The sequence below is a fragment of the Cohnella sp. genome (assembly GCF_041640265.1).
GTDB lineage: Bacteria > Bacillota > Bacilli > Paenibacillales > Paenibacillaceae > Cohnella.
Window position 1 is genome coordinate 86,900 of sequence record NZ_JBEQAP010000017.1, and the last position, 20,152, is coordinate 107,051.

Here is a 20,152-nt window from a genome sequence, read left to right on the forward strand (position 1 = left end):
GGCTCAGGTGCGCTTGCTGCTATGCGGTGGAACGGGTTTTATTGGCCAAGCTTTAACACAAGCACTATTGTCTCGCGGGGATGAAGTATGCATTATTACGAGGAAAATACCTGTTCAACCCCCTTATGACCCAACCCTTCCTCATCCTAGTTATGTAACCTGGACAGAGTGGAACGCATATCCAGATCGGCTTAGTGGTTATGACGGAATTGTTAATCTGACAGGCGAATCCATTAACCAAAGGTGGACCCAGAAAGCTAAAGATCGGATTGTATCCTCTCGAGAAGAGGCTGCAGGCCGTATCGCCGGCAACCTGAAGCAAATGAGCTTGCCGCCAGGGATTGTCGTTAACTCATCTGGAATATCACTTTATGGGCATTCAGGGGAGCAGGTATTCGACGAAAACTCGCCTGTACGGCCTGCCGACTTTCTTGGAGAAACCGTTGTAAAGTGGGAGAACGCAGCGGATCAAATTCCAGCCGAGCGTTTGGTTAAGCTACGAATTGGACTGGTCTGTGCCCGCGAGGGTGGTGCTTTCCCCTTGCTTCGTCTGCCGTACCGTTTGTTCGGCGGAGGCCGAATGGGGGATGGCACGCAGGGATTACCTTGGATTCATCTTCAGGATATGGTATCGCTCATACTGTTCTGTTTAGATCATCCAACAATATCCGGCCCTGTGAACGCAGTTGCACCTGAGCCCGTTTCCAACGATGAATTCGGACGAATGCTTGGGTCTGTAACTCATCGTCCGCATTGGTTCCCCGTCCCAGGTTTCGTACTTAGGGCAGTCTTAGGCGAGATGAGTACTCTGGTTTTAACAGGGCAGAGGGCTATGCCCCGCAAGCTGCTCGATCATGGTTTTGTTTTCGCTTTTCCGAAGCTAGAAGCAGCCCTGCGGGATATTACCCGTTAGGGCTTTTTTTATACCTCGTTAAGAAACCGGTATTGTGAATGGCCTAGCGTAAGGCAGTCGCCTGTTTGCAGCAAATATAACTCGTAGGGTGCCATTGGCTGACCGTTCAATTTACTGCCGTTTCGCGAGCCTAGATCTTTAACCTTCCATTCCTCAGCTATTCTTACTAGCTCAACATGCGCGCGCGACATTCCCAACGTTGGATCAACATGCTGAGAGGCATCACTCGACCGTCCGATAACCAGCGAGTTTCCTTCGAGGGGGATTCTCTGATTAGCAGACTCCTTATTTTCCCACACAAGATAATAAGTGGATTTTCTAAGTTTATGGCTTTGGTCTAGGAAAGTTGTCTGATCATCGGGTGCTGCAAACCATGAAGTCTCCGGAAGGAGTGCATTATTGCTGTCATTTGTATGAGGAAGATGAAATGAGATATTTTCATGTGGTTGAGCGTAAGGCTGTGAGAGCCGATTAGGAAATCGAGGTTCCATTGACCAACGCTCCTTGAGGTTCTCCTCATGATTCTCTGAACCGGCAACCTGGTTGATTCCCATCTCCTTGTTCACAAGATTAGTTCTTATTCTTGAACGATTTCTATGTAACGCCCAAGCGGGTAATCCTTTCCAAAAGTATAATATACCCGCACCGATTATCAAGGTTAAGCAGATGCTGAACAATAGCTTTTGTTCACTAGGCTCATTCAAATAGATGAATCTCCAACCTGTCGCCGCTGCAAGAAAACCAACACAAAGCAAAAGAGTTCGCCATCGGCTAACATCTATAACGCTTCCGGCATTGGGCTCATTTGGCTTTGAGATCCTTGAATGATCATGCTCTCTTTGAATTCTCGAATCGTCACCCCACATCTCAGAAACGGTATGGGGGTCACCCGTTGGCGGCCGAAAAATATCCCAAGAACGCAAAGGCTTCGATGGTTCTTGACCGAATTCCGCTTGTTCCTCCTCCCGAGAAATCGATGTCTGCATGGCTGGTATCGCAGGTGTCTGCGGCTTTGCTTTAACGGAAATCCCGACTTCGAGTGAACCCGCTAAATATTCCCTAGCATAACGACTCAGGGTAATCGGCATAAATCCTTTCATTGCAACAAGTTTCAATACATGCTGAAATACATGACCGTCCGGTTCCTTAACCTTCAGCATCCAACGTATAATGAGGCGCTCCATATCATCAACTTTATGGAGTGTTGGCATATCGATTGGAACATAGGTGAATCTCAAGTCATGCCAGTCATTCCCCACAAATATAAACTCATCGTATAGCCTGATTCGATCAGCATCTAATAAGTAAAGTCTACATTCCTCGAGAACCTCTCCTAACCGACACAAAGCTCCCATCATATCGAACATGGACCAGCTTGTTATCCGAAGAGCTTCAGACAGCATTCGGTTGCTAGATAGTAAAAATTTCAAGGAGATGTGACCATCGCTTTCCTCCGTCTCCAGTGGAAGTAAACCCGGAATATCGCATTGCTTAAGCATTTGCATTTGAGTTTCATTCATCTCTGCCCGAGTGATCGGAGGGTCACGTTCTATAATCATATAATGACCTCTTTTCTGCTCGAAGCGAATCACTAAAGGCTCCATATTACACTTATCCTTTCCCTAATAACGTAATAAACCCTGGAGCGACGGCTATCATAAACGGAATTTGCGCACTCCGTCCTATTGTCACCGGGTGAGGCCCCCACGGCCATTTCAATCGCTTCCCCCATTTTCTCAGACCCGGAAGACGTAATATAAGCAGTACACCCGCAATACCTCCAGCGAAAAGAATCGAGAATACAAGCAGCTGCAGCGTTGGCAATGGCCCCATCCAAATTCCGAACGCACCGAACCACTTCACGTCCCCCCCTCCGATTCCTCCCAACCGATGCATGATATAAAGCGGAACAAAACCCACAACAGCACCTAATAAGGCCCATCTTAACCCGCTCATATCATGTAAGATGAGCTGATATAATATACCACCAGATGCAAAAAACACAGTAAGAGCATTAGGAATTTTCATTCGTTGAATATCTGTCCAGCATGCGGTTATTAAAAACAGACTGACTATAACTAACACCTCAATGTTCACTCCGAAGCCTCCTCGGATTCCCTTTTTCCTGCAACCTGAAAGGATTCCTGCCACACTCCGCCCGCAGGAGTGGAGACCCTCCAGTTCCATTGCCCCGGCGTTGTTCGGCCCGATACATGCCAGGTCCATGAAACCAATCCTGATGCATCTGCCGTGGCGCTTCCAAGATGTTTGGCTTGACTTAAGCCGCTTTTATACACAATGGATAAATCTACAACTGTCCCTGGCTCCGTTCGAAGAATTAAAGTCGCTTTCCTCCCTGGTCTCACGGGATTTGGATCCAAGGACACTAAAGAAACGGTAAAAGCTTCTTTTCCTTCCTCCGTAAGACGTGATAAAGAGGGACTTCCGCCGATCCATACGCGTTCCCTCACGGATTCACGAAGAACTAGCTTACGTTCGGTGAAAGGAACCTGAATGGGAAGCACGTATTCTGCCTGTATGGTTAAATACGCATTTGTTCGATTCTCTTGGTCCGGCAATTGAGCTGATGTTATGGTGATTCGAGCGGAATCTAGCACTCGAGCATCCACGAATTGCTTGAGGAGCTGACTAAATGCGAGCCTCGCTGCTTGGTCCTCTAAAGAGAATGAACCCCTAGAGACTTGTTCAGCCCATTCCTTCATTGGTGAAGGCAGCCACTTAGCATATTGTTGAACCGTTTCGTTCACCTTCAGCCACTTGTCATTCCACTCTTCCATTTGCCGGTTAAGCTCAGAAGATCTTGCTTGCTCGAGTCCAAGGGAAATTGGATACCAAGCGGATGCAGCCTGCATTGCCGTTTGAGATAAAGCACTATGCAAAGCCATGGAAATAACGGCAGTCTGTATGATCGAAATCAAGAAAAAAACAAATAGGAGAAAAATCGGCATAACCAACGCCGTTTCCAGCGTTACCCCGCCATCGCTGTCCAAGCTTCTCCTCTTATTGATAGGAGCTATCCGCTGTATAAGTCGCTTCATAACGGCTTCCTTTCACCGTTCCGCCTAAATCTCCATAACGTCCCATGACCTTAAGCAGCCCCGGGAAAAACCAAAGCTTAACCGATGCTGTTCCTTCAGCGCTAGCGTAAGTATAAGCCCCGCGAAAGGAAAGCCCGGAAGCTCTCTCCATAACAGCAATCGTTCTTGCCATATGATTCGCCGATCCACCATGCACGAGGAGGAATAGCCTTATATAATCCGTATAGGTCGTATCAACTCTTATATATTTGGACAGCTGCACCTTCCCTTTTGTAACTAAGAGATTAATATCTATTTGAGCATTTCTAATCCCATAAACAAGCGCTGCCGCAAGTACCAGAAGAGGATGTCCCATTGCACGGCTCTCTACGAGTCCTTCCATAGTTCTAATGGCCAGACGAAAGGCAAATATCTCTCCATATGCTGCTGCGATATTCGAAGAAGGATTATTTAACCCGTATAAGATATATTCCGTTTCTTGCTTATCGATAGAAAGCGAAGCATTACCTCCTTGCAGCATTTCCTTGACGAGAAGGGGATCATAATGAGAAAACCTCCCTATCGTGTATTCAGAGAAGTAGAGCTGATCCCTCGAGGCAAGGATTGAATCCTGCAATGCACTCATTATGCTGCTAGACCCCGACATGGCTTCATCCCTTCCTTCAAAAGGATCATTCCGGAGCTCTTTTTGAACCTGTTCCTTATCCGCCTCCGCGTGATCCTCCTCTGCTTGGTTCCAATCTTTATTGTCATGATATAAGCTCGTTACTTGTACAAACTGTGCCTTCTCTTCAGTGGAGCCGGATACCCCCGTTAATCCACCGAGAAAATTCGTTGCTCCTGACCATGCTGTTTTTGCTTCTTGCTCTTGCTTCTTTATTTCATTATCATACGTGCGATGGGATTGTAGTAACTTCTCCCGCTGTGAGCTTACCGAGCCTTTTAGCCCATAAGCTTGCACAGTTACAGAATAAGCACCTTGTAGTCGCTCTGCCCCATCTCTTAAAGCTAGTCCTCTGCCCGTTGAACCAGTCGCGATAGCAGCTAAAGCCATAAATGAAGCCGATTCTTCCGCGAGCTGCAAGCCTCGATTATGCTGGAGCCTGATTTCTGCATCATATTCCTCAAAAAACGGAAAATTAAACACCATATCTTCAGCCGTCTGCCGCAGTTCTTCCAATGATTGAAGCCTCTCTGTATCCATGGCTAGACCCGGGGATGTAGACTCCTCACCCATTGAAGAGGATGGCATCGACTTGGCTTGTTCAACTAATGTTCTCATTTGATCATTTGCTTCTTTGGCAGCTTGAAGAACAGTGCTTGCTTTTTCCCTAGCCTCATTAGATTTCAAGCGAACCTTGATAGAGGCCTCACTTAATCTTGCTGCTAATGATTGAATTCCAGATTCATATTCTGCTATTAACAAGCCATGAATAGGACCTTCCGACTTACCTGCACCTATGGGTTCTTCATTCTGCGCTTCATCTTTTTCCTTTGCCTTCTTCTCCTCTTCTTCCCGCCTTTGAGCTTCTCTCCTTGCTTCATCCTCCTGCCTTTTGCTAACGTAATCTTCGTACTTTGACGCGGCATCCGCTATATTATTGACTACTCCGGCGGAGTGATTCTGAAGAGCCTGCGAGGGATAGGGAACCACTCCATTTAGAAGCTGCCGAATGACTTCCCCGGTTTCCTTCTGAATGGCCAAAGCCTCATCCATTGCCGATTCTCGCCGCTCATAGGCCTTACGCATCTTCTCCAAAAGGTCAACCGTAGCAGTCGCTTCTTTCATCGCCCCCGACAAACCACGAAATCGTTCCGCCGTTTCTAATGATAAGTCTATGGGAGCCTTATATTTCATCTCCTCCAGTATTTGCCTGCGAAAGATATCATGGTTTGCTAACGGCCGGCTTTCGGTTACATTAGTCTCTTCCCATCGCGTATCAATTAACGGAAACACACCCCCAGCTTGAGGAGAAGAATGGCCCTCTACTGTCTTACGGAACAGTAATCCCGCAGATTCTCCGCCCCTAATGAAGAGTCCATACCGAGCGTAAATAATAGGATCGAAGGAGGAGAGCGTCGACCGTACGCCAGACTTGACTGACAACTCCGCCTGCTGCCGAAATGCTGCCATTCGAGCAAAGTCGATCAGTAAAGCTGTCAATAATACAAATGCCGCGGTTACTGCAATAAAATAAATCGTCACTGAGCCCGTCTCACCCTGAGATTCCGGCATCCGCCGATTAAAATACGACTCACTTCGGTCGTACGAATCCTCCTTCATTCCCACTCCCTCCTCACCCTTAGTTAACACTTAACTGCCACGCTTTCGTAGTATAACTGCAGCCTTTTCTCTAAATGCCGTCGAGCCCTCTGGTGCAGATTTCATCTTGGATGCATAGTAACGTGCCAAATCAAAGGAACGAATAAACTCAGTCGGCTCAACAACTAATGCGGTGGCTTGTGCAACCGAAGCATCTTCCCCGCGCAGCCAAATTAAAGGCTCTGGAAGCCAGCCAGCTGATAGGTTCACCCCAATTTGGCGTTTAACTCCGATGTTGCTGTAACTCATGGCACCATTTAGATCCTCTTGGGAGGAAATCAATTGAAAGCCCAGCTTCCTAAGCTTGTCTGCCACACCAGAACCCTTACCCTTCTGCATACCTGAATAGAGCTCGATCTTTACCTCTGCCCCTTCTTCCTCAGACACCAAACCAAAGAGTCCCTTAACTAAGCTGTCATCAAGCAAACGCCAGTATAACCCATCATACTGCCCCTCAGGGTAGGCACCCGTCTGCGTTTCCTTTGCAGAGTTGGACCAATTGAATGCCGCACGCTCCGCTGTTATAGATGAACTATAATAAAGAATTGCACCTTGTGTAACGAGGAGGGAAAACAACAAAAGCAGGAAAGTGATAATTACAATCCATGGGAGTATCATTGATGCTTCTAATGAAATGGAGCCTGAGGTGTTGCTCCAGCAACTGTTAGGTCTACGCTGATCGCGATCATCCCTATTCATTCAAATACTGTTTCCGCCTTGCCTTCAACGGAGTCCATCAGATTTCCCAGAAACTCCATAATCCAGTCCTTAAAAAAGATGGCTACCATAATCAAAACAGCAGCAATGAGTACAATTTCGAGCGTGCCAATTCCTCTCTCATCTCTCCAAAATGCTCCCAAAGCCCTTATTCCTAGCTTAACTATGCTCCCGAACATAACACCCATCCTCTCTAAAGATAAATGAATTACATCATCAAAATCGTCGGCGCACCGACTAGAACCATAATCAATAGAAAGATAACAGCAAGAGGGAAGGCCAATCGTGATGACGCTTGTTCTCCGAGCATACGAGCGATTGACTTTCGCTTCTCCCACATTTGCCTCGTTAGCTCCCGCAGAGCGGGTACAAACGCCTCCCCGCCTCTTCTGGCATTAATCAGCACTGTCGTCGCGAAAAGCCTCACCTCTGGAACCGCACATCTTCTTCCCATCTCCTCGAGTGCTTGAGCCAGACTTTCACCGCGCTTCAACCCTTCGATCGCCCGACTTAGCTCCATGTATAACGGATGCTCGCTGCTTTGTTTCTGTTCCATGCATCGGGCTAATGCGCGCATTACATTCTCCCCTGCATTCACCATTAACAACAGCCTGCTAAGCAGCTCAGGCAATTCCATCACAATGGCCTGACGACGTTTATTCACTTTGTTAGACAGCTCTTTCGCGCGTAAAATCGGGAGGCTGCAGGCAATGACAAAGCCCATTGCGAGCAAAGAAGAATCATCAGCCATCGCTCCTATAAGGCCTGAAAGCAAAAGAACAATATAAGAGAGACCTAAACTTTCCGCAGCCCAACTTATTAACATCTCTCGATGGCAAATACCGCCGTGCAGAATGGCTAAGGATAACCTCTGTCTTTGCAGTAACGGCAGCATTCTCTCCAAGATAGGTCGATGTAACAAAAGCAAAACAAAAGGATCAATATGAAAACGCAAATGACGAATATCTCTTCCCCTTAGTGTGTGGAGAACAAGCACCACATAAATTAGGACCAAACTGACTATAATTTTCCAACTCAACCAGTCACTCATGGCTTAATTTCCATGATCCGCAGCATCCACCAGCTGCACACAATTAATAAGAACAAGCAAACGGACAACAGAATTATTCCCACCCCTTCATGAAGAGGCTCCATATAATCCTCGGCGATAAATCCAAGAATACCAACAAAAGCAAAGGGCATCATCATCATAATCCTTGCTTCGAACTTCTTCTGCGCAATAAGCACTGAGACCTCCAACTCTACTTCCAGCTTCTCTCCAATGAGCTGTGAGGTTCTGCGAACAACCTCCATCAAGTCCCCGCCCGCTTTCTTGCATATTGTTATCACATCAGCGAAGTTCCTTACCTCCTCTAAATCCGAACGCTTCGCAAAATCCCGCAATCCAACCTCTAACGGCTCTCCGTTATGCAGACGATTCGTAATGGCCCTGAGCTCCATGATGAGGTCAGAATGGGAATCCTCTAGTAGAAGCACTAAATCGTTCTCGAGTGATGTAAAAGCATTCTCCACAGACCTTCCCGCCGAGAGGAGCGAGGATAATGCATGAAGAGCTTCCTTGAACTGCTGCCTCAGCTTGTCCCGACGTCTTCTGCAGAGTGCCTTCGCATACTGGCTGGGATACAGAAATCCAAGAGGTGATACCGCTAATGCGGCTATATAATTTCGATACATCAACCAAATAGCGATAAAAGTGAAGGCGCAGCCCTGTGTGATCGCCCATAAACGTTGCCACTTACTCAGACGATAGACACTGTAATCGATCATCAATCAATCTCCCCTAACAGCCCAGCACTTCGCAGCTTACGTAAATCACAGATCGATTCTACTCGCTTTAACTGACCGACGATTCTCCCGTTCATTTGTTTCTCTTCCTCAAACCGGAACAGAGTACTTAGCTGCACTTCACCCTCCCGAAAACCTGTAACCTCGCAGATTTCAGAAACGCGGCGCGTAGAATCCCGGAAACGGCATAAATGAATAATGATATCCACCGCGGAAGCAATCTGTTGCCTTACAACGATCACTGGCAAGTCAGCCCCGCTTAGCACCATCGTTTCCAATCGGGAAACCATATCTAGAGCCCCGTTAGAATGTCCGGTCGATAAACTCCCCTCATGACCCGAATTCATCGCTTGGAGCATATCTAAGGCTTCCGCCCCGCGAACCTCTCCGACGATAATCCGATTCGGACGCATACGCAGGGATGCACGGATGAGCTCACGAATGCCGATGTGTCCCTTGCCCTCGCTATTTGCATTACGAGTCTCGAGTGAAACCAGGTTAGATACTCCGCGTATTTGAAGCTCCGCTGCATCTTCGATTGTAATAACCCGTTCATCTGCAGGAATCCACTGTGAAAGTGCATTAAGAAATGTTGTTTTGCCCGAACCCGTTCCTCCACAAATAAACAAGTTATATTTGGCAGCTACCATCTGCTCAAGAAAATCAGCAGCCTCTTGCGACAAAGCTTCCATAGCAATTAATTCAGTCATGCCAAGCGGATTCTGGGGGAAACGACGAATCGTTACGGTCGGTCCTTTCAGAGCAATCGGCGGTAAGACGACATGTACGCGGGAGCCATCTGGCAGGCGAGCATCTACAATAGGTGAAGCTTCATTCACTATCCGATTCACTCTTCCTACCATGCTCTGTATTAGATCCTCTAGTCTCTCCGGGCTTTCAAAACCGAGATTAACTGACTGCAGTTCTCCCCTTTTCTCTATATAGATTTCATTATGCGAATTAATCATGATTTCCGTAATTTCCGTATCCTCCAGCAAAGGCTGCAAAGCATCCAAGCCACGAAAGGAATGAAACAGACGATTGACTGCAGCCTTCCTCTCTGCCGCTGTCATCCGGCGTGTCTGCTCCTTCTGGAACAGCTCATTCTCGATTAGCTTCAGCAGCTCATCATCCGTTACAGAGCTGTCCCAAGATAAGCGTGATCGTACGCCCTCCCTTAGCTCAGCCAGCTCCCCGGATGTGAGTCCGCTGACTTCCATGCCCTTCTCCCTCCTTTCTCCTCCTTGAGCTTGGAGAATTCCCTCCTAATTTCAAATGGTCTAGCAGCCGCTCGATCGCTCCTGCGAAAGCGGGAGCCCCTAATAACCTTCTAGGCTGATCCACTGCTTTCCACTGGGGTATATAGGGAAGAAACGCTGTGGGACTTATTCCCGGAAGTTCCCAACGGTTAACCATTCCGCCGCTCTGACCTTTATTTAACACGAACATAATCTTGTCCATTTTGTCGACAAGCTGCGCTCCCCAATAACGAAGCAGCTTATCTGCCTTCATAAGGGACTGAGTATCATCAATCGCCATCCATACGACCCTGTCACTCAACTCCACCAGATTGCGATGCCAATCACCCGCTCCAGAGTCTGGGTCAATCATAATAAGATCATAACGTCCCGTTTCCCGAATTCCCTCCAACAACCTCGCCAGCAATTCTGAAGTTAAAGCAAGCCGTTCTCCTGGATGATCTGGAGCGTCAAAGAAATCTGTCCGTAAATACGGCTGATGTCTGCAATGCTGTTCGAATTGTCCGACCCATTGCTCAGGATGTGCTTGCAAGGTATAGAGCAAACGCGATAAGCTGTCTGGCTCGCCTTTACCGAATAACGCCGAGGTGGAGTTTAACGCCTCCATGTTTAAATAAAAGGTGCGTAAGCCCCGTTCCCCAGCTTGTCTAACAAGGTTTAACGCTACTGTTGTTTTACCTGTTCCACCAGATGCCGAGAATACGGTGACCACTTGGCATCCTTTGCGTATAACAACCGTTTCACTCACAAGCGCATCCTTAATGCTGGACAAAAGGCCCGGTAAAGGTTGGAATTGTAGAATTTCCTGCCACTTTCCTGCATTCTGTGACTTTTCCTCCACAAGAACCATGGTTTTGCCGATTCTTTCACTCCATTCATCAACAGCATGAAGCAAATCCAGCTGTCCGATTAACAGATCAACCGATCGATTTTCCTGCAACTCCCTTCGTATTGCACTCTCGTGCGTGAATGCGGCAATATCCCAATCTGACTGTTCTTCACGTAAATACTCCGCAAGCTTGGCGGCATATTCACGTTGCGATACTGCTAATACAACTCTCCTGGCCATTCCAAACTCCTCCATCCTTATCAACAACCGCACATGCCTTGCATAAATGCCCGACGAGAACACAAAAAACCGCAAACCCCGACGTCTGAACGTCAGAATTTGCGGTGCTTCCGCATTGCTTTTTTTGATGTATCGATAAGATACCACGAGTTTTAAGTCTCGTCAACTTGTTTAATTCCAGTACTAGTCTTTATCCACCAATTCACGCTGCAAGTAGGTTTCTAGCGTGTTTGTTATTTCATATGTTGTCTGTGCCAAATCATAGTTCTCGAATGCATGCTCACATGAACTCCGGTAACCCATATCGATATCAAAATGGCTTAAATGTCTTCTGATAACATCCTTATCCAATCCAAGATTATGTTGACGCTCCTCCAGCGTTCGACGATCAGCATAGATGAACAGCCGGATAACCTTATCTCCGTATACTTGTTTTAATATATCAGCTCCTTCATGATTAAGAATCAAGTAAACGCAGCCTTTCAGATGCAGATTATCCTCTATATCTAAGCTCCGAATTCCGTAGAGGTTACCCGCAATCTTGACGCTCTCGAGAAATTCGCCTTGTCGCTCCATTTCTAAGTAATCTTCATGCGTTATAAAATGATAATCTTGCCCATTCACTTCTCCAGGACGAGGTAACCTTGTGACATAAGAGATTACTTTCTCCATTCCGAAAGTCTGACCTACCGCTTCCGCTACAGATTTACGCCCCGACCCGTCCGGCCCTGTAAACACGATGATTTTATCACGGTCCTTCAGCTCGTACATCCGCATCATCTCCCTCTTTGTAGCGCGAATGGCCCACAAATTCCCAAGATTAAGAAGCCCTTAATTTTCGTTATTTAGGACAAGCCCCATGTTATACTCCGTTCTGCACCTAAAAACTTTTTAGGAGGATCACATGAACAAACTTACTTTTATACGAAAATCCATTATCGGGGCGGCATGCTTAGTTATAATTGCTGCGGGAAGCGGAATCGCTGGACATCAAACGACTTACGCAGCAACAACAACATCTACGACGGCTCAGCCAAGCCAAGCAGCGAGTGTTTCTTCCTTACAGAAAAAGGCCGAGATTATCTCTATAGCCAAATCTCTAATGGGTAAAGTCAAGTATAAATTCGGCGTAAACAATCCAAGTCGATTGATATTCGACTGCTCTTCCTTTACAAAGTATGTTTTTGCGAAAAAAGGGATTACATTGAAATGGGGATCTTCTGCTCAGAGCAAGCAAGGCAAATATGTCGCTAAGAAAAACCTGCAGAAGGGCGATTTGGTATTCCTCAGCGTAGCCAAACCTGGAAAGATCAATCATGTCGGAATTTATATAGGAGACGGTAAATTCATACACAATACGAACGGCGGCTCTGCTAACGGAGTTATAATCAGCAATCTTAGCAGCTATTCATCGCGTTACATTACTGCCAGAAGAGTTGACTAATCACTAAGTGAAAATTACATTACCCTTTCTCTCGGAACACTTCTCCGATAGCACCTATACTGCCAAGTGAATCTACCGCTCTCACCGGCAGGAACACCTTGTTCGCTGCGCCTTTGGCCATTTCTTCAAGCGCCTCGAATGAACGATAAGCAAGAACCTTCTCATCCAAGCCAGCCGAACGCAGAAGCTCAATCCGGGTTTTCTCCGCCTCGGCAACGGCTTGGATCGCTTTTGCCTGCCCTAATGCTTCCAGCTCTTGAGCTTGCCGCAGTCCCTCCGCTTGACGAATGCGGGCTTCCTTGTCGCCCTCCGCCTTGAGGATTTTACTTTGCTTATCCCCTTCCGCACGGAGAATCACATCTTGCTTTGCGGCTTCGGCTTCCAATACTATCGCGCGTTTACTCCGCTCTGCCTTCATCTGCTTATCCATTGCCTCTTGAATATCAGAAGGAGGCTTGATATCTAATACCTCAACACGTTCAATTCGCACGCCCCACTTCTCCGTCGCTTCATCGAGCGCCAGGCGGATATTGGAGGAGATTCTTTCCCTTCCTGACAAGGTTTCATCCAGCTCCATATTCCCGATAATTTGACGCAGCGTTGCTGTTGTAATATTGCGCACTCCGAAAACATAATCCGAAATTCCATAAGTAGCTTGTTCAGGTGCAACAATCTGATAGAAAATAATCGTATCGATCTGTACTTGGACATTATCCTTGGTAATGACGGTCTGCGGCGGAACATTCGCTTGCTGAATCCGAAGATCATGATTAACGCGAACATGATCAATGAATGGAACAAGAATATTCACCCCTGGGGTCAGCAAACGGTTATACTTCCCGAGCCTTTCCACCACCCCTACTCTTTGCTGCGGAACGATTTTGACCGATAGACCAACAACTAGGATTATAATAACTAGAATGAGAAAAACAATATAAATCATTCAGAATTCCCTCCCCATTTCCGCACTTCCAGCACAGTTGTCCCCCTGCCAATTACCTGGACTCTTTCTTCAATATTTAAATTGTTCACCGATACAGCACTCCAGGTCTCATTACCGACCTTCACAATTCCCGGCTTTCCATTAATGATCGCTTCGATGACAATCCCTTGCTTTCCAATAAGCTCGTCAATAACATCACGATATCCCCTAGATTTTCGGAACTTACGCGTTAATGGTTTGGTGAATATCGTTAGCACCAACGCCGATACTCCACCTGATAAAGCCTGCAATACAAACCCATCTGGCAAGAACAATGCGACAACAGCAGCGATAACAGCACCGAGCCCCAGCCAAAGCAAGTAAAAGGTTAACGTTAGCAGCTCCGCTATAAGCAGCACCCCGCCTACGATGAACCAGATTACCCACCATTCCATGTCGCCTCTCCTCCTCCATACTCCCTTCATACATGTTTACGATACTCGATTACCGTTATGTCTTATTAAAGAAGTCTCCCATCAATTTGAATCTTGGGTAAGGCTTAAGGCCTCGTTTTTTTATTTGAGGTATAATAGCTGAATAAGAAAGAAACCGGAGGCGTTTGAATTGAAAAAAGTCGGACTTGTCATGCGTAAAATTCAATTTACTGAAGCTCAGGGACCTCGTATATACGCGGAACGCTTGAAGCATATTGGACACGAGCTAGGAATCGATATTGTATATGTGGCACCCGATCGCTATGTCAGCGATTATGATCAGGCGCATGGCTTTGAATATGAGAAAGGTGATATCGTTAATTACGATATCGTCCTTGAGAAGCTTGCCAAGGAGCAAATCGAGCATGTTATTTATACGGTTTCCGGGTTCTCCTTCTTAAGAATGTTTTTCGATAAATGCGTTTTATTTCCACACTCCTATCCTCATCCGGATTTAACAGGCTCAGAGATGATGAGACCCTTCTATCAGATTGTGGACAAGGCGATCGTACATACGAATTACCTCCAAAAAATATTCAAAACCGACTTTAACGTGACAGACGTTGATGTCATTCCGATCGGTTTCGAAGAAGAGCTTGCGAACCGTTTCTATAAGCCGGAGGAGGTCGTCAATAATCGAATCTTATGGATTGGACGGGATGAACCCAATCGAAGACCCGAAATGCCAATCGAATATGCGAGGCGCAACCCTGACAAGGAAGTCGTAATGGTTTTCGGAGGCATTCGCTACAAAGAGAGCATGAAGAAATACAATATTCCAAGTAATGTGAAGCTGCAGTTCGCGTTATCGCGCGAGGAGATCTTCGAGCTAATGAACTCATCGAAGGTGTATTGGAGCTCTAGCGTCTTTGACACCTTCGCAATGCCATTATCTGAAGCCATGGCAATGGGCAAGCTCATCGTAAAGCCGGACAATCCATGCTACTCTCATATCTCCTCTACTCACACGTTCGGCGGTAATGAGCATAACTGGTTCGAGCTTGTGAATATGGCTGCTGCTTCGCCAATTAAGGTGTCGCGGCACAATCGCAACTATGCGTTCGAGAATTTCTCAGGTACGATCATGAAGCAAGGTTATACCCGTTTTTTTGAAAAATGGATTTAGCTGCATGGGATTGGGGAGTCATGAAAATGGGGATTGAGGCGTGGAAATTTCTGAAGAAGGAATTAATATATCGCGGATTAAATGGCAGAGAGGTGCACCGCGTTTACATAAATGCAGAGGAAAGCTTCATCCTGAAGCCATTTAACCCTCAATCGCTTGAGCTTTGGATTTATGAGCACGTACTCCCTGCGTTTCCTCCGATTTATCCAAAACTTGTCGATTACTCGACAAGTCCTTTGGGTGAAGATGGCTGGCTGCTATTCGAAGATTTAGGTCTCCTTCAGCATAAGTATGAAGAGGCATGGGCTCAAGAAGTCGTATGTTTGATGGCATGGTGGCATAACCTCTCAATAGATGACTTACAGCAATCTTCGCTCAAAGGACAAAAACCAACATACACGAATATGACAGCAATCTTACTAAATTCCAAGTCTAAGGTACTGAGCCTGGTGTCTTCGCATAACATCGATTGTATGCTTATACTTGAATTGTACGTTCGAATGGAGAAGGAAAAACTTTCTGACGAACAAGTGCTCTCGCATGGCGACTTACATGTAGGGAATTATACACACATTCAGGGACAACTCTATATATTAGATTGGGAGCATATCCATCTCAGCCACCGTTATTGGGATTTATATCACCTTATTGACCTACCCCATCCCCAGTACCCGAAGAAGCTTGCCCCCAAATGGAGAAGCCGCTTACTAGACTTATACATAGAAAAAGCGATGCATCTTGACCCAAAGCTGGATCCGCACCGCTTCCTCTATGAATACAACTTGTTTGCTTCGGTATTCTCCCTCTGGTTACTACTCTTGATCGAAGCCGATCAAATGAATGGGAATAGTCCGTGGTCCGGAGAGCAACTCTCCGTGCAAGCAGTAGAAACGGCGAAATCCTTCATGGAGACGGTAAAAGAATGCTTATGATTCGCTAATAAACATCTTATCCTCGATGTATTGAATAAAATAGCCGACTAGTTCAGGATCGAATTGTGAACCGGTGCATCTTTTCAGCTCATTTAATGCTTCTTCAAAAGATTTTGTTTCTTGATAAGGCCGTTCCGTCGTCATAGCGTCAAAGGAATCTATAATGCACAACAGGCGCGCCAGTCGAGGGATTTCATTATTTTTCAACCCATGGGGGTAACCTTTGCCGTCGAAGCGTTCATGATGCAATTCTACTAACGGTACCAAGTCTTTATATTTTTCCGTAACCATTACAATTTCTTTACCCCATAGGACATGCTTTTTAACGATTTCCCATTCTTCGTTCGTTAACTTGGACTTCTTATTTAAGATATCCCGAGGGATCTCCAGCTTTCCAATGTCATGAATTAAAGCGCCTAATACCAACAAGCGGCGATCTTCCTCATTCAAATTCAGAACCTCTGCCATATCCACAGCGTATGAAAAAACTCTTTTTGAATGCTTGAACGTATAAACGTCTTTTGATAAGAAGATCTTGATATGCTGCTCAATCTCATTAATGTCTTGTTCAAGGCTCTGAGGGAGATGGTTTTCCACTCCATAAATCATAACCGTATTCTTTCCTTTGGACTTTGCCACATAGAGCGCACGGTCTGCCCAGTCGATCAGTTGGGACTTATCATAGGTATCCTTATTGACTTCCATAACCCCTGCCGAGAAGGAGATACACCCATGAGGAAAGATATCTACTCCTTCGAACGGGGTATCATTAATTTTCTTGCGGAGTCTATCGACAAACTCCTTCGCTCTGTCCTTTGTAAATCCAGGCATAATGACCGAGAACTCTTCTCCACCATAACGGGCTACAAACAATTGATGGGGCTCGCATTCTTCTTTCACGATTCGACCGAAAAAACCCAGCAACCGATCCCCTTGCGGATGTCCGTATGCATCATTGTACTTCTTGAAATCATCCAAATCGAGCATAGCCAAGGACAAAGGCTCTTCTTTCTCCCTAGCTTGCTTCATATATTCATCCAGCTTCTCCTCGAAGTAACTATGGCTATAAAGGCCTGTCCGCTGGTCCGTATTCGCTTTTTCGCTCATTTCGTTGTACATCTTGAACAATTGTCTGAAACCGTGTGATAGCAGCATCCCTACTGCCAGCAACAAAAAAAGCCCGAACAAACGGCTACTAACAATCAAAATTAGCAATACAATGGAAAGCAATAACGTACTGAAGTATGCAAAAACGACATCCGTTAAAATCGTTTTAATAATTTGATATAATTTCCCTTTATAAAGAAGAAAATAATAAAACCCGACAAATAAACAATTGACAATAAAATATACTGCTAATGCAATGACATATGCATGCAAATACTGTATATTAAATGATCCAACTTTTCCACCTAGTAAATAAAAGGTGATACTCGCACACGAGATCATAAACGTATAAATCGAGAAATTAAGCAGGTGTTTCCACCATTTCACTTCCCTTTTATGTAACATCAAAATAAATGTACCCATCAATAAAATAGTAAGAGAAAAACTCCCACCGAAAGCAAACAAAGCTGCCAAATACACGGATGAATCCATAGATTGTCGGTTGCCTTCTGGCGGCAATTGAAACATAAAATGCTCTAGAATAACTACTGAGGCAACCATAGCATAAATCATAATCCATTCCGATAAAGAATAAGAAAGAAACGGGAGTTTATTAATTGTCACAAATAGGATCGCACCAGCAAAGCAAACCAATAACGCATAGGTGTGCCCGGGTTGACGTAGCTGTATAATCAATCTTTGTGCAACACCCATTATTATTCCGACCTTCCATTCCTCAAGTAAAATAGTACAAGGGAAACAGAGCGAGAGCCCTGTTTCCCTTAATAATACCTTAATATTAATTGATTTTGAATCCTGAAGTAAGAGCGATTACTACGGATGCAACAATAATCGCGTTTATAAGAATGCGAGTGATTTTAATGCCTTCAAGCTTTTTCATATATTATGTACCTCCCCAGTAGGATGTATTAGTTAATTTTAAACCCGGATGTAAGCGCGATGATAACGGAAGCGACGATTAGTGTGTTTAATAAGATTCGGGTGATTTTAATGCCTTCAAGCTTTTTCATGTGATATGTACCTCCTCAATAGGATGGATTAGTTAATTTTAAAGCCGGACGTTAGCGCAATGATAACTGATGCGACGATTAGTGTGTTTAATAAGATACGAGTGATTTTAATGCCTTCAAGCTTTTTCATATTTATGTACCTCCTCAATAGGATGGATTAGTTAATTTTAAAGCCGGACGTTAGCGCAATGATAACTGATGCGACGATTAGTGTGTTTAATAGGATACGAGTGATTTTAATGCCTTCAAGCTTTTTCATATGTTATGTACCTCCTCAATAGGATGGATTAGTTAATTTTAAAACCGGACGTTAGCGCAATGATAACGGAAGAGACGATTAGTGTGTTTAATAGGATACGAGTGATTTTAATGCCTTCAAGCTTTTTCATATGTTATGTACCTCCTTAAGGATTAGTTAATTTTAAAGCCGGACGTTAGCGCAATGATTACGGAAGCAACAATTAGCGTGTTTACAACAATGCGAGTGATTTTGATTCCTTCTAACTTTTTCATATTCGTTTGCCTCCTTCCAGCTTGGTATGTATTATTTATGTTATTTTGTATCGACAAAGGAAGTCCTCAATTTGTGAACCAACATCGCTTGCTGTAGGTAAAAGAAGATGCCGAAGTTCATAATTACGTCGCCGATGCTAATAACTAGACTTCTAGGGTACGGTAATGTCAGTGGAATAATATCTCCTAGAAAAGGCATAAGCGTCGAATCGGTTAACAGAACGTGCTTCGAGACGATTATTCCGCTTCTCAGCGCCTCAACAGAATCAGGATCCAAGATAGCAACAGCATCTAGGGAAACTGGCATCTTTCCGCCGTTGAGCAACATGACGACAAAGTTAAGCGCAACCCCTGCAAAAATCCACCACATCCCTTTTTCCTGGCGGTTAAGCCAAATCACGCAAAGTCCTGCTGCATAAACTACCATGAACATATAACCGTTGTACTGATCAATAAATGAAATTTCCCCGTGTAAAAGATACAAGAGTAATTGAATCCCCAACAAGATCGGAAAAATTAAACCGCCTTTTAATCGAATCTGCGAAAGCGCAGTTAAACTGTTTCGCCACCCTGCACGAATAAATCCAACAATTACTCCTATTACAATTCCATCGTATACCATCTTAATAAATCCCTTCGAGCAAGATGAATTGATTAATTTGTGACCATTCTCATGCCCGGCCTCGGTTGATTCTTCTGTAGAATATACATTTTTCCGAACTTACGACAAATTACCTTACCCTCACGACATAAGCGTTTAACATGATCTTGATGGACTCCCCATAGCTTAGAAGCCTCTTCTGTGGACATGATTTCAATTAATGGATTCATTGGGTTTCCTCCTTCTACGAAAAAAGAGGGGTTTCTAAGGTTGTAATTTAGTTCCTAAATCCAAAATTTATTGTAAACATTTCCCTCTAACTTCTGAAATTATTGTAATACGTCCGACATCGGACGTCAACATATTTTTCTCTTAATCTTCCTTTTTCTACTTTTATGTTTGTATTCCGTACATATGTTACATAATGTATCATAAATCCTTTTCAATATATATACAAGTAGAATCGTACATCTAACTTTGAAGCAGTCAGTTATTACTCTATTTAGTATTTTCTCCGTTCACCATATATTATTTTTACCAACACTAGACAACTGCACTTTATATCGTCATCCCTAAGACATTTTATTAACTTTCGAAATACAACTAATGAGGGGTGTGCCTCTAAAAAGCAAGAGTTATTAGCCTGCTGTCTTATCTAATTGAACATAGAAAAAAGCACCCATCGCTGGGTGCTTTTCTCTATTCTCCGGCCTGGCAACGTCCTACTCTCCCAGGACCCTGCGGTCCAAGTACCATTGGCGCTGGAGGGCTTAACGGTCGTGTTCGGGATGGGTACGCGTGGAACCCCTCCGCCATCATTACCAGACCAGATCTTG

20 protein-coding genes and 1 rRNA gene are annotated in these 20,152 nt (G+C 45.0%); 4 read left to right on the plus strand and 17 right to left on the minus strand.

Going from position 1 to position 20,152, the window contains the following annotated elements; genetic code table 11:
• The first annotated feature begins 7 nt into the window (after positions 1 to 7).
• Positions 8 to 913 carry a TIGR01777 family oxidoreductase gene (locus tag ACESLK_RS14220; protein ID WP_373230173.1) on the plus strand — a complete coding sequence of 302 codons (906 nt, stop codon included), beginning with the start codon at positions 8 to 10 and terminating at the stop codon, positions 911 to 913.
• 8 nt (positions 914 to 921) lie between these two features.
• On the opposite strand, the gene ACESLK_RS14225 is transcribed toward ACESLK_RS14220, so the two are convergent.
• The 11 genes from ACESLK_RS14225 to ACESLK_RS14275 all read right to left on the minus strand — a co-directional run bounded on the left by ACESLK_RS14225 (position 922) and on the right by ACESLK_RS14275 (position 11,917).
• Positions 922 to 2,472, minus strand: coding sequence for a DUF6382 and FHA domain-containing protein (locus ACESLK_RS14225; protein WP_373230174.1), 1,551 nt, complete (start codon positions 2,470 to 2,472; stop codon positions 922 to 924).
• 52 nt (positions 2,473 to 2,524) lie between these two features.
• A complete protein-coding gene (locus ACESLK_RS14230; RefSeq protein WP_373230176.1) occupies positions 2,525 to 3,010 on the minus strand; it encodes an A24 family peptidase in 486 nt (161 codons plus the stop codon).
• Positions 3,007 to 3,972, minus strand: a complete 966-nt coding sequence (locus ACESLK_RS14235) for a TadE/TadG family type IV pilus assembly protein (RefSeq protein ID WP_373230177.1) — start codon at positions 3,970 to 3,972, stop codon at positions 3,007 to 3,009. The genes ACESLK_RS14230 and ACESLK_RS14235 overlap by 4 nt, the downstream gene beginning before the upstream one ends.
• A complete protein-coding gene (locus ACESLK_RS14240; RefSeq protein WP_373230178.1) occupies positions 3,935 to 6,256 on the minus strand; it encodes a hypothetical protein in 2,322 nt (773 codons plus the stop codon). The genes ACESLK_RS14235 and ACESLK_RS14240 overlap by 38 nt, the downstream gene beginning before the upstream one ends.
• A gap of 30 nt (positions 6,257 to 6,286) precedes the next feature.
• Entirely contained in the window at positions 6,287 to 6,913 is a 627-nt protein-coding gene (locus tag ACESLK_RS14245; RefSeq protein ID WP_373230180.1) for a hypothetical protein, read from the minus strand.
• A 77-nt stretch (positions 6,914 to 6,990) separates the two neighbouring features.
• Positions 6,991 to 7,191 (minus strand): Flp1 family type IVb pilin, encoded by a 201-nt coding sequence (locus ACESLK_RS14250; protein WP_373230182.1) that lies wholly within the window; start codon positions 7,189 to 7,191, stop codon positions 6,991 to 6,993.
• A 29-nt stretch (positions 7,192 to 7,220) separates the two neighbouring features.
• Positions 7,221 to 7,907 carry a type II secretion system F family protein gene (locus ACESLK_RS14255; RefSeq protein WP_373230200.1) on the minus strand — a complete coding sequence of 229 codons (687 nt, stop codon included), beginning with the start codon at positions 7,905 to 7,907 and terminating at the stop codon, positions 7,221 to 7,223.
• 152 nt (positions 7,908 to 8,059) lie between these two features.
• Entirely contained in the window at positions 8,060 to 8,800 is a 741-nt protein-coding gene (locus ACESLK_RS14260; protein WP_373230183.1) for a type II secretion system F family protein, read from the minus strand.
• The gene (locus tag ACESLK_RS14265) at positions 8,800 to 10,038 is read right to left on the minus strand and encodes a TadA family conjugal transfer-associated ATPase (protein WP_373230185.1); all 1,239 of its coding nucleotides are present in this window, start codon (positions 10,036 to 10,038) and stop codon (positions 8,800 to 8,802) included. The genes ACESLK_RS14260 and ACESLK_RS14265 overlap by 1 nt, the downstream gene beginning before the upstream one ends.
• Complete coding sequence (locus ACESLK_RS14270; RefSeq protein WP_373230186.1) at positions 10,001 to 11,146, minus strand: nucleotide-binding protein; 1,146 nt, start codon at positions 11,144 to 11,146, stop codon at positions 10,001 to 10,003. Before ACESLK_RS14270 ends, ACESLK_RS14265 begins: the two co-directional genes overlap by 38 nt.
• 183 nt (positions 11,147 to 11,329) lie before the next feature.
• The gene (locus ACESLK_RS14275; protein WP_373230187.1) at positions 11,330 to 11,917 is read right to left on the minus strand and encodes a guanylate kinase; all 588 of its coding nucleotides are present in this window, start codon (positions 11,915 to 11,917) and stop codon (positions 11,330 to 11,332) included.
• Between the two features lie 133 nt (positions 11,918 to 12,050).
• Between ACESLK_RS14275 and ACESLK_RS14280 the strand changes: the two genes are divergently transcribed.
• Positions 12,051 to 12,590 carry a C40 family peptidase gene (locus tag ACESLK_RS14280; protein WP_373230188.1) on the plus strand — a complete coding sequence of 180 codons (540 nt, stop codon included), beginning with the start codon at positions 12,051 to 12,053 and terminating at the stop codon, positions 12,588 to 12,590.
• Between the two features lie 19 nt (positions 12,591 to 12,609).
• On the opposite strand, the gene ACESLK_RS14285 is transcribed toward ACESLK_RS14280, so the two are convergent.
• Together ACESLK_RS14285 and ACESLK_RS14290 are read right to left on the minus strand one after the other, a co-directional pair.
• Positions 12,610 to 13,533 (minus strand): SPFH domain-containing protein, encoded by a 924-nt coding sequence (locus tag ACESLK_RS14285; protein ID WP_373230189.1) that lies wholly within the window; start codon positions 13,531 to 13,533, stop codon positions 12,610 to 12,612.
• Positions 13,530 to 13,967: an NfeD family protein gene (locus ACESLK_RS14290; RefSeq protein ID WP_373230190.1), complete on the minus strand. Its 438-nt coding sequence runs from the start codon at positions 13,965 to 13,967 to the stop codon at positions 13,530 to 13,532. Before ACESLK_RS14290 ends, ACESLK_RS14285 begins: the two co-directional genes overlap by 4 nt.
• A gap of 169 nt (positions 13,968 to 14,136) precedes the next feature.
• On the opposite strand from ACESLK_RS14290, the gene ACESLK_RS14295 reads away from it, so the two are divergent.
• Entirely contained in the window at positions 14,137 to 15,132 is a 996-nt protein-coding gene (locus ACESLK_RS14295) for a glycosyltransferase (protein ID WP_373230192.1), read from the plus strand.
• The gene (locus ACESLK_RS14300; RefSeq protein WP_373230193.1) at positions 15,123 to 16,064 is read left to right on the plus strand and encodes a phosphotransferase; all 942 of its coding nucleotides are present in this window, start codon (positions 15,123 to 15,125) and stop codon (positions 16,062 to 16,064) included. Before ACESLK_RS14295 ends, ACESLK_RS14300 begins: the two co-directional genes overlap by 10 nt.
• Here the strand turns inward: ACESLK_RS14300 and ACESLK_RS14305 are convergent.
• From ACESLK_RS14305 to rrf, 4 genes are all read right to left on the minus strand, one after another.
• A complete protein-coding gene (locus tag ACESLK_RS14305; RefSeq protein WP_373230194.1) occupies positions 16,059 to 17,885 on the minus strand; it encodes a bifunctional diguanylate cyclase/phosphohydrolase in 1,827 nt (608 codons plus the stop codon). The genes ACESLK_RS14300 and ACESLK_RS14305 overlap by 6 nt on opposite strands.
• 870 nt (positions 17,886 to 18,755) lie before the next feature.
• A complete protein-coding gene (locus ACESLK_RS14310) occupies positions 18,756 to 19,337 on the minus strand; it encodes a DUF5317 domain-containing protein (RefSeq protein WP_373230195.1) in 582 nt (193 codons plus the stop codon).
• 32 nt (positions 19,338 to 19,369) lie between these two features.
• Positions 19,370 to 19,546, minus strand: coding sequence for a helix-turn-helix domain-containing protein (locus ACESLK_RS14315; RefSeq protein WP_373230196.1), 177 nt, complete (start codon positions 19,544 to 19,546; stop codon positions 19,370 to 19,372).
• A 479-nt stretch (positions 19,547 to 20,025) separates the two neighbouring features.
• Positions 20,026 to 20,142, minus strand: a 5S ribosomal RNA gene (gene rrf, locus ACESLK_RS14320).
• Positions 20,143 to 20,152: the final 10 nt, after the last annotated feature.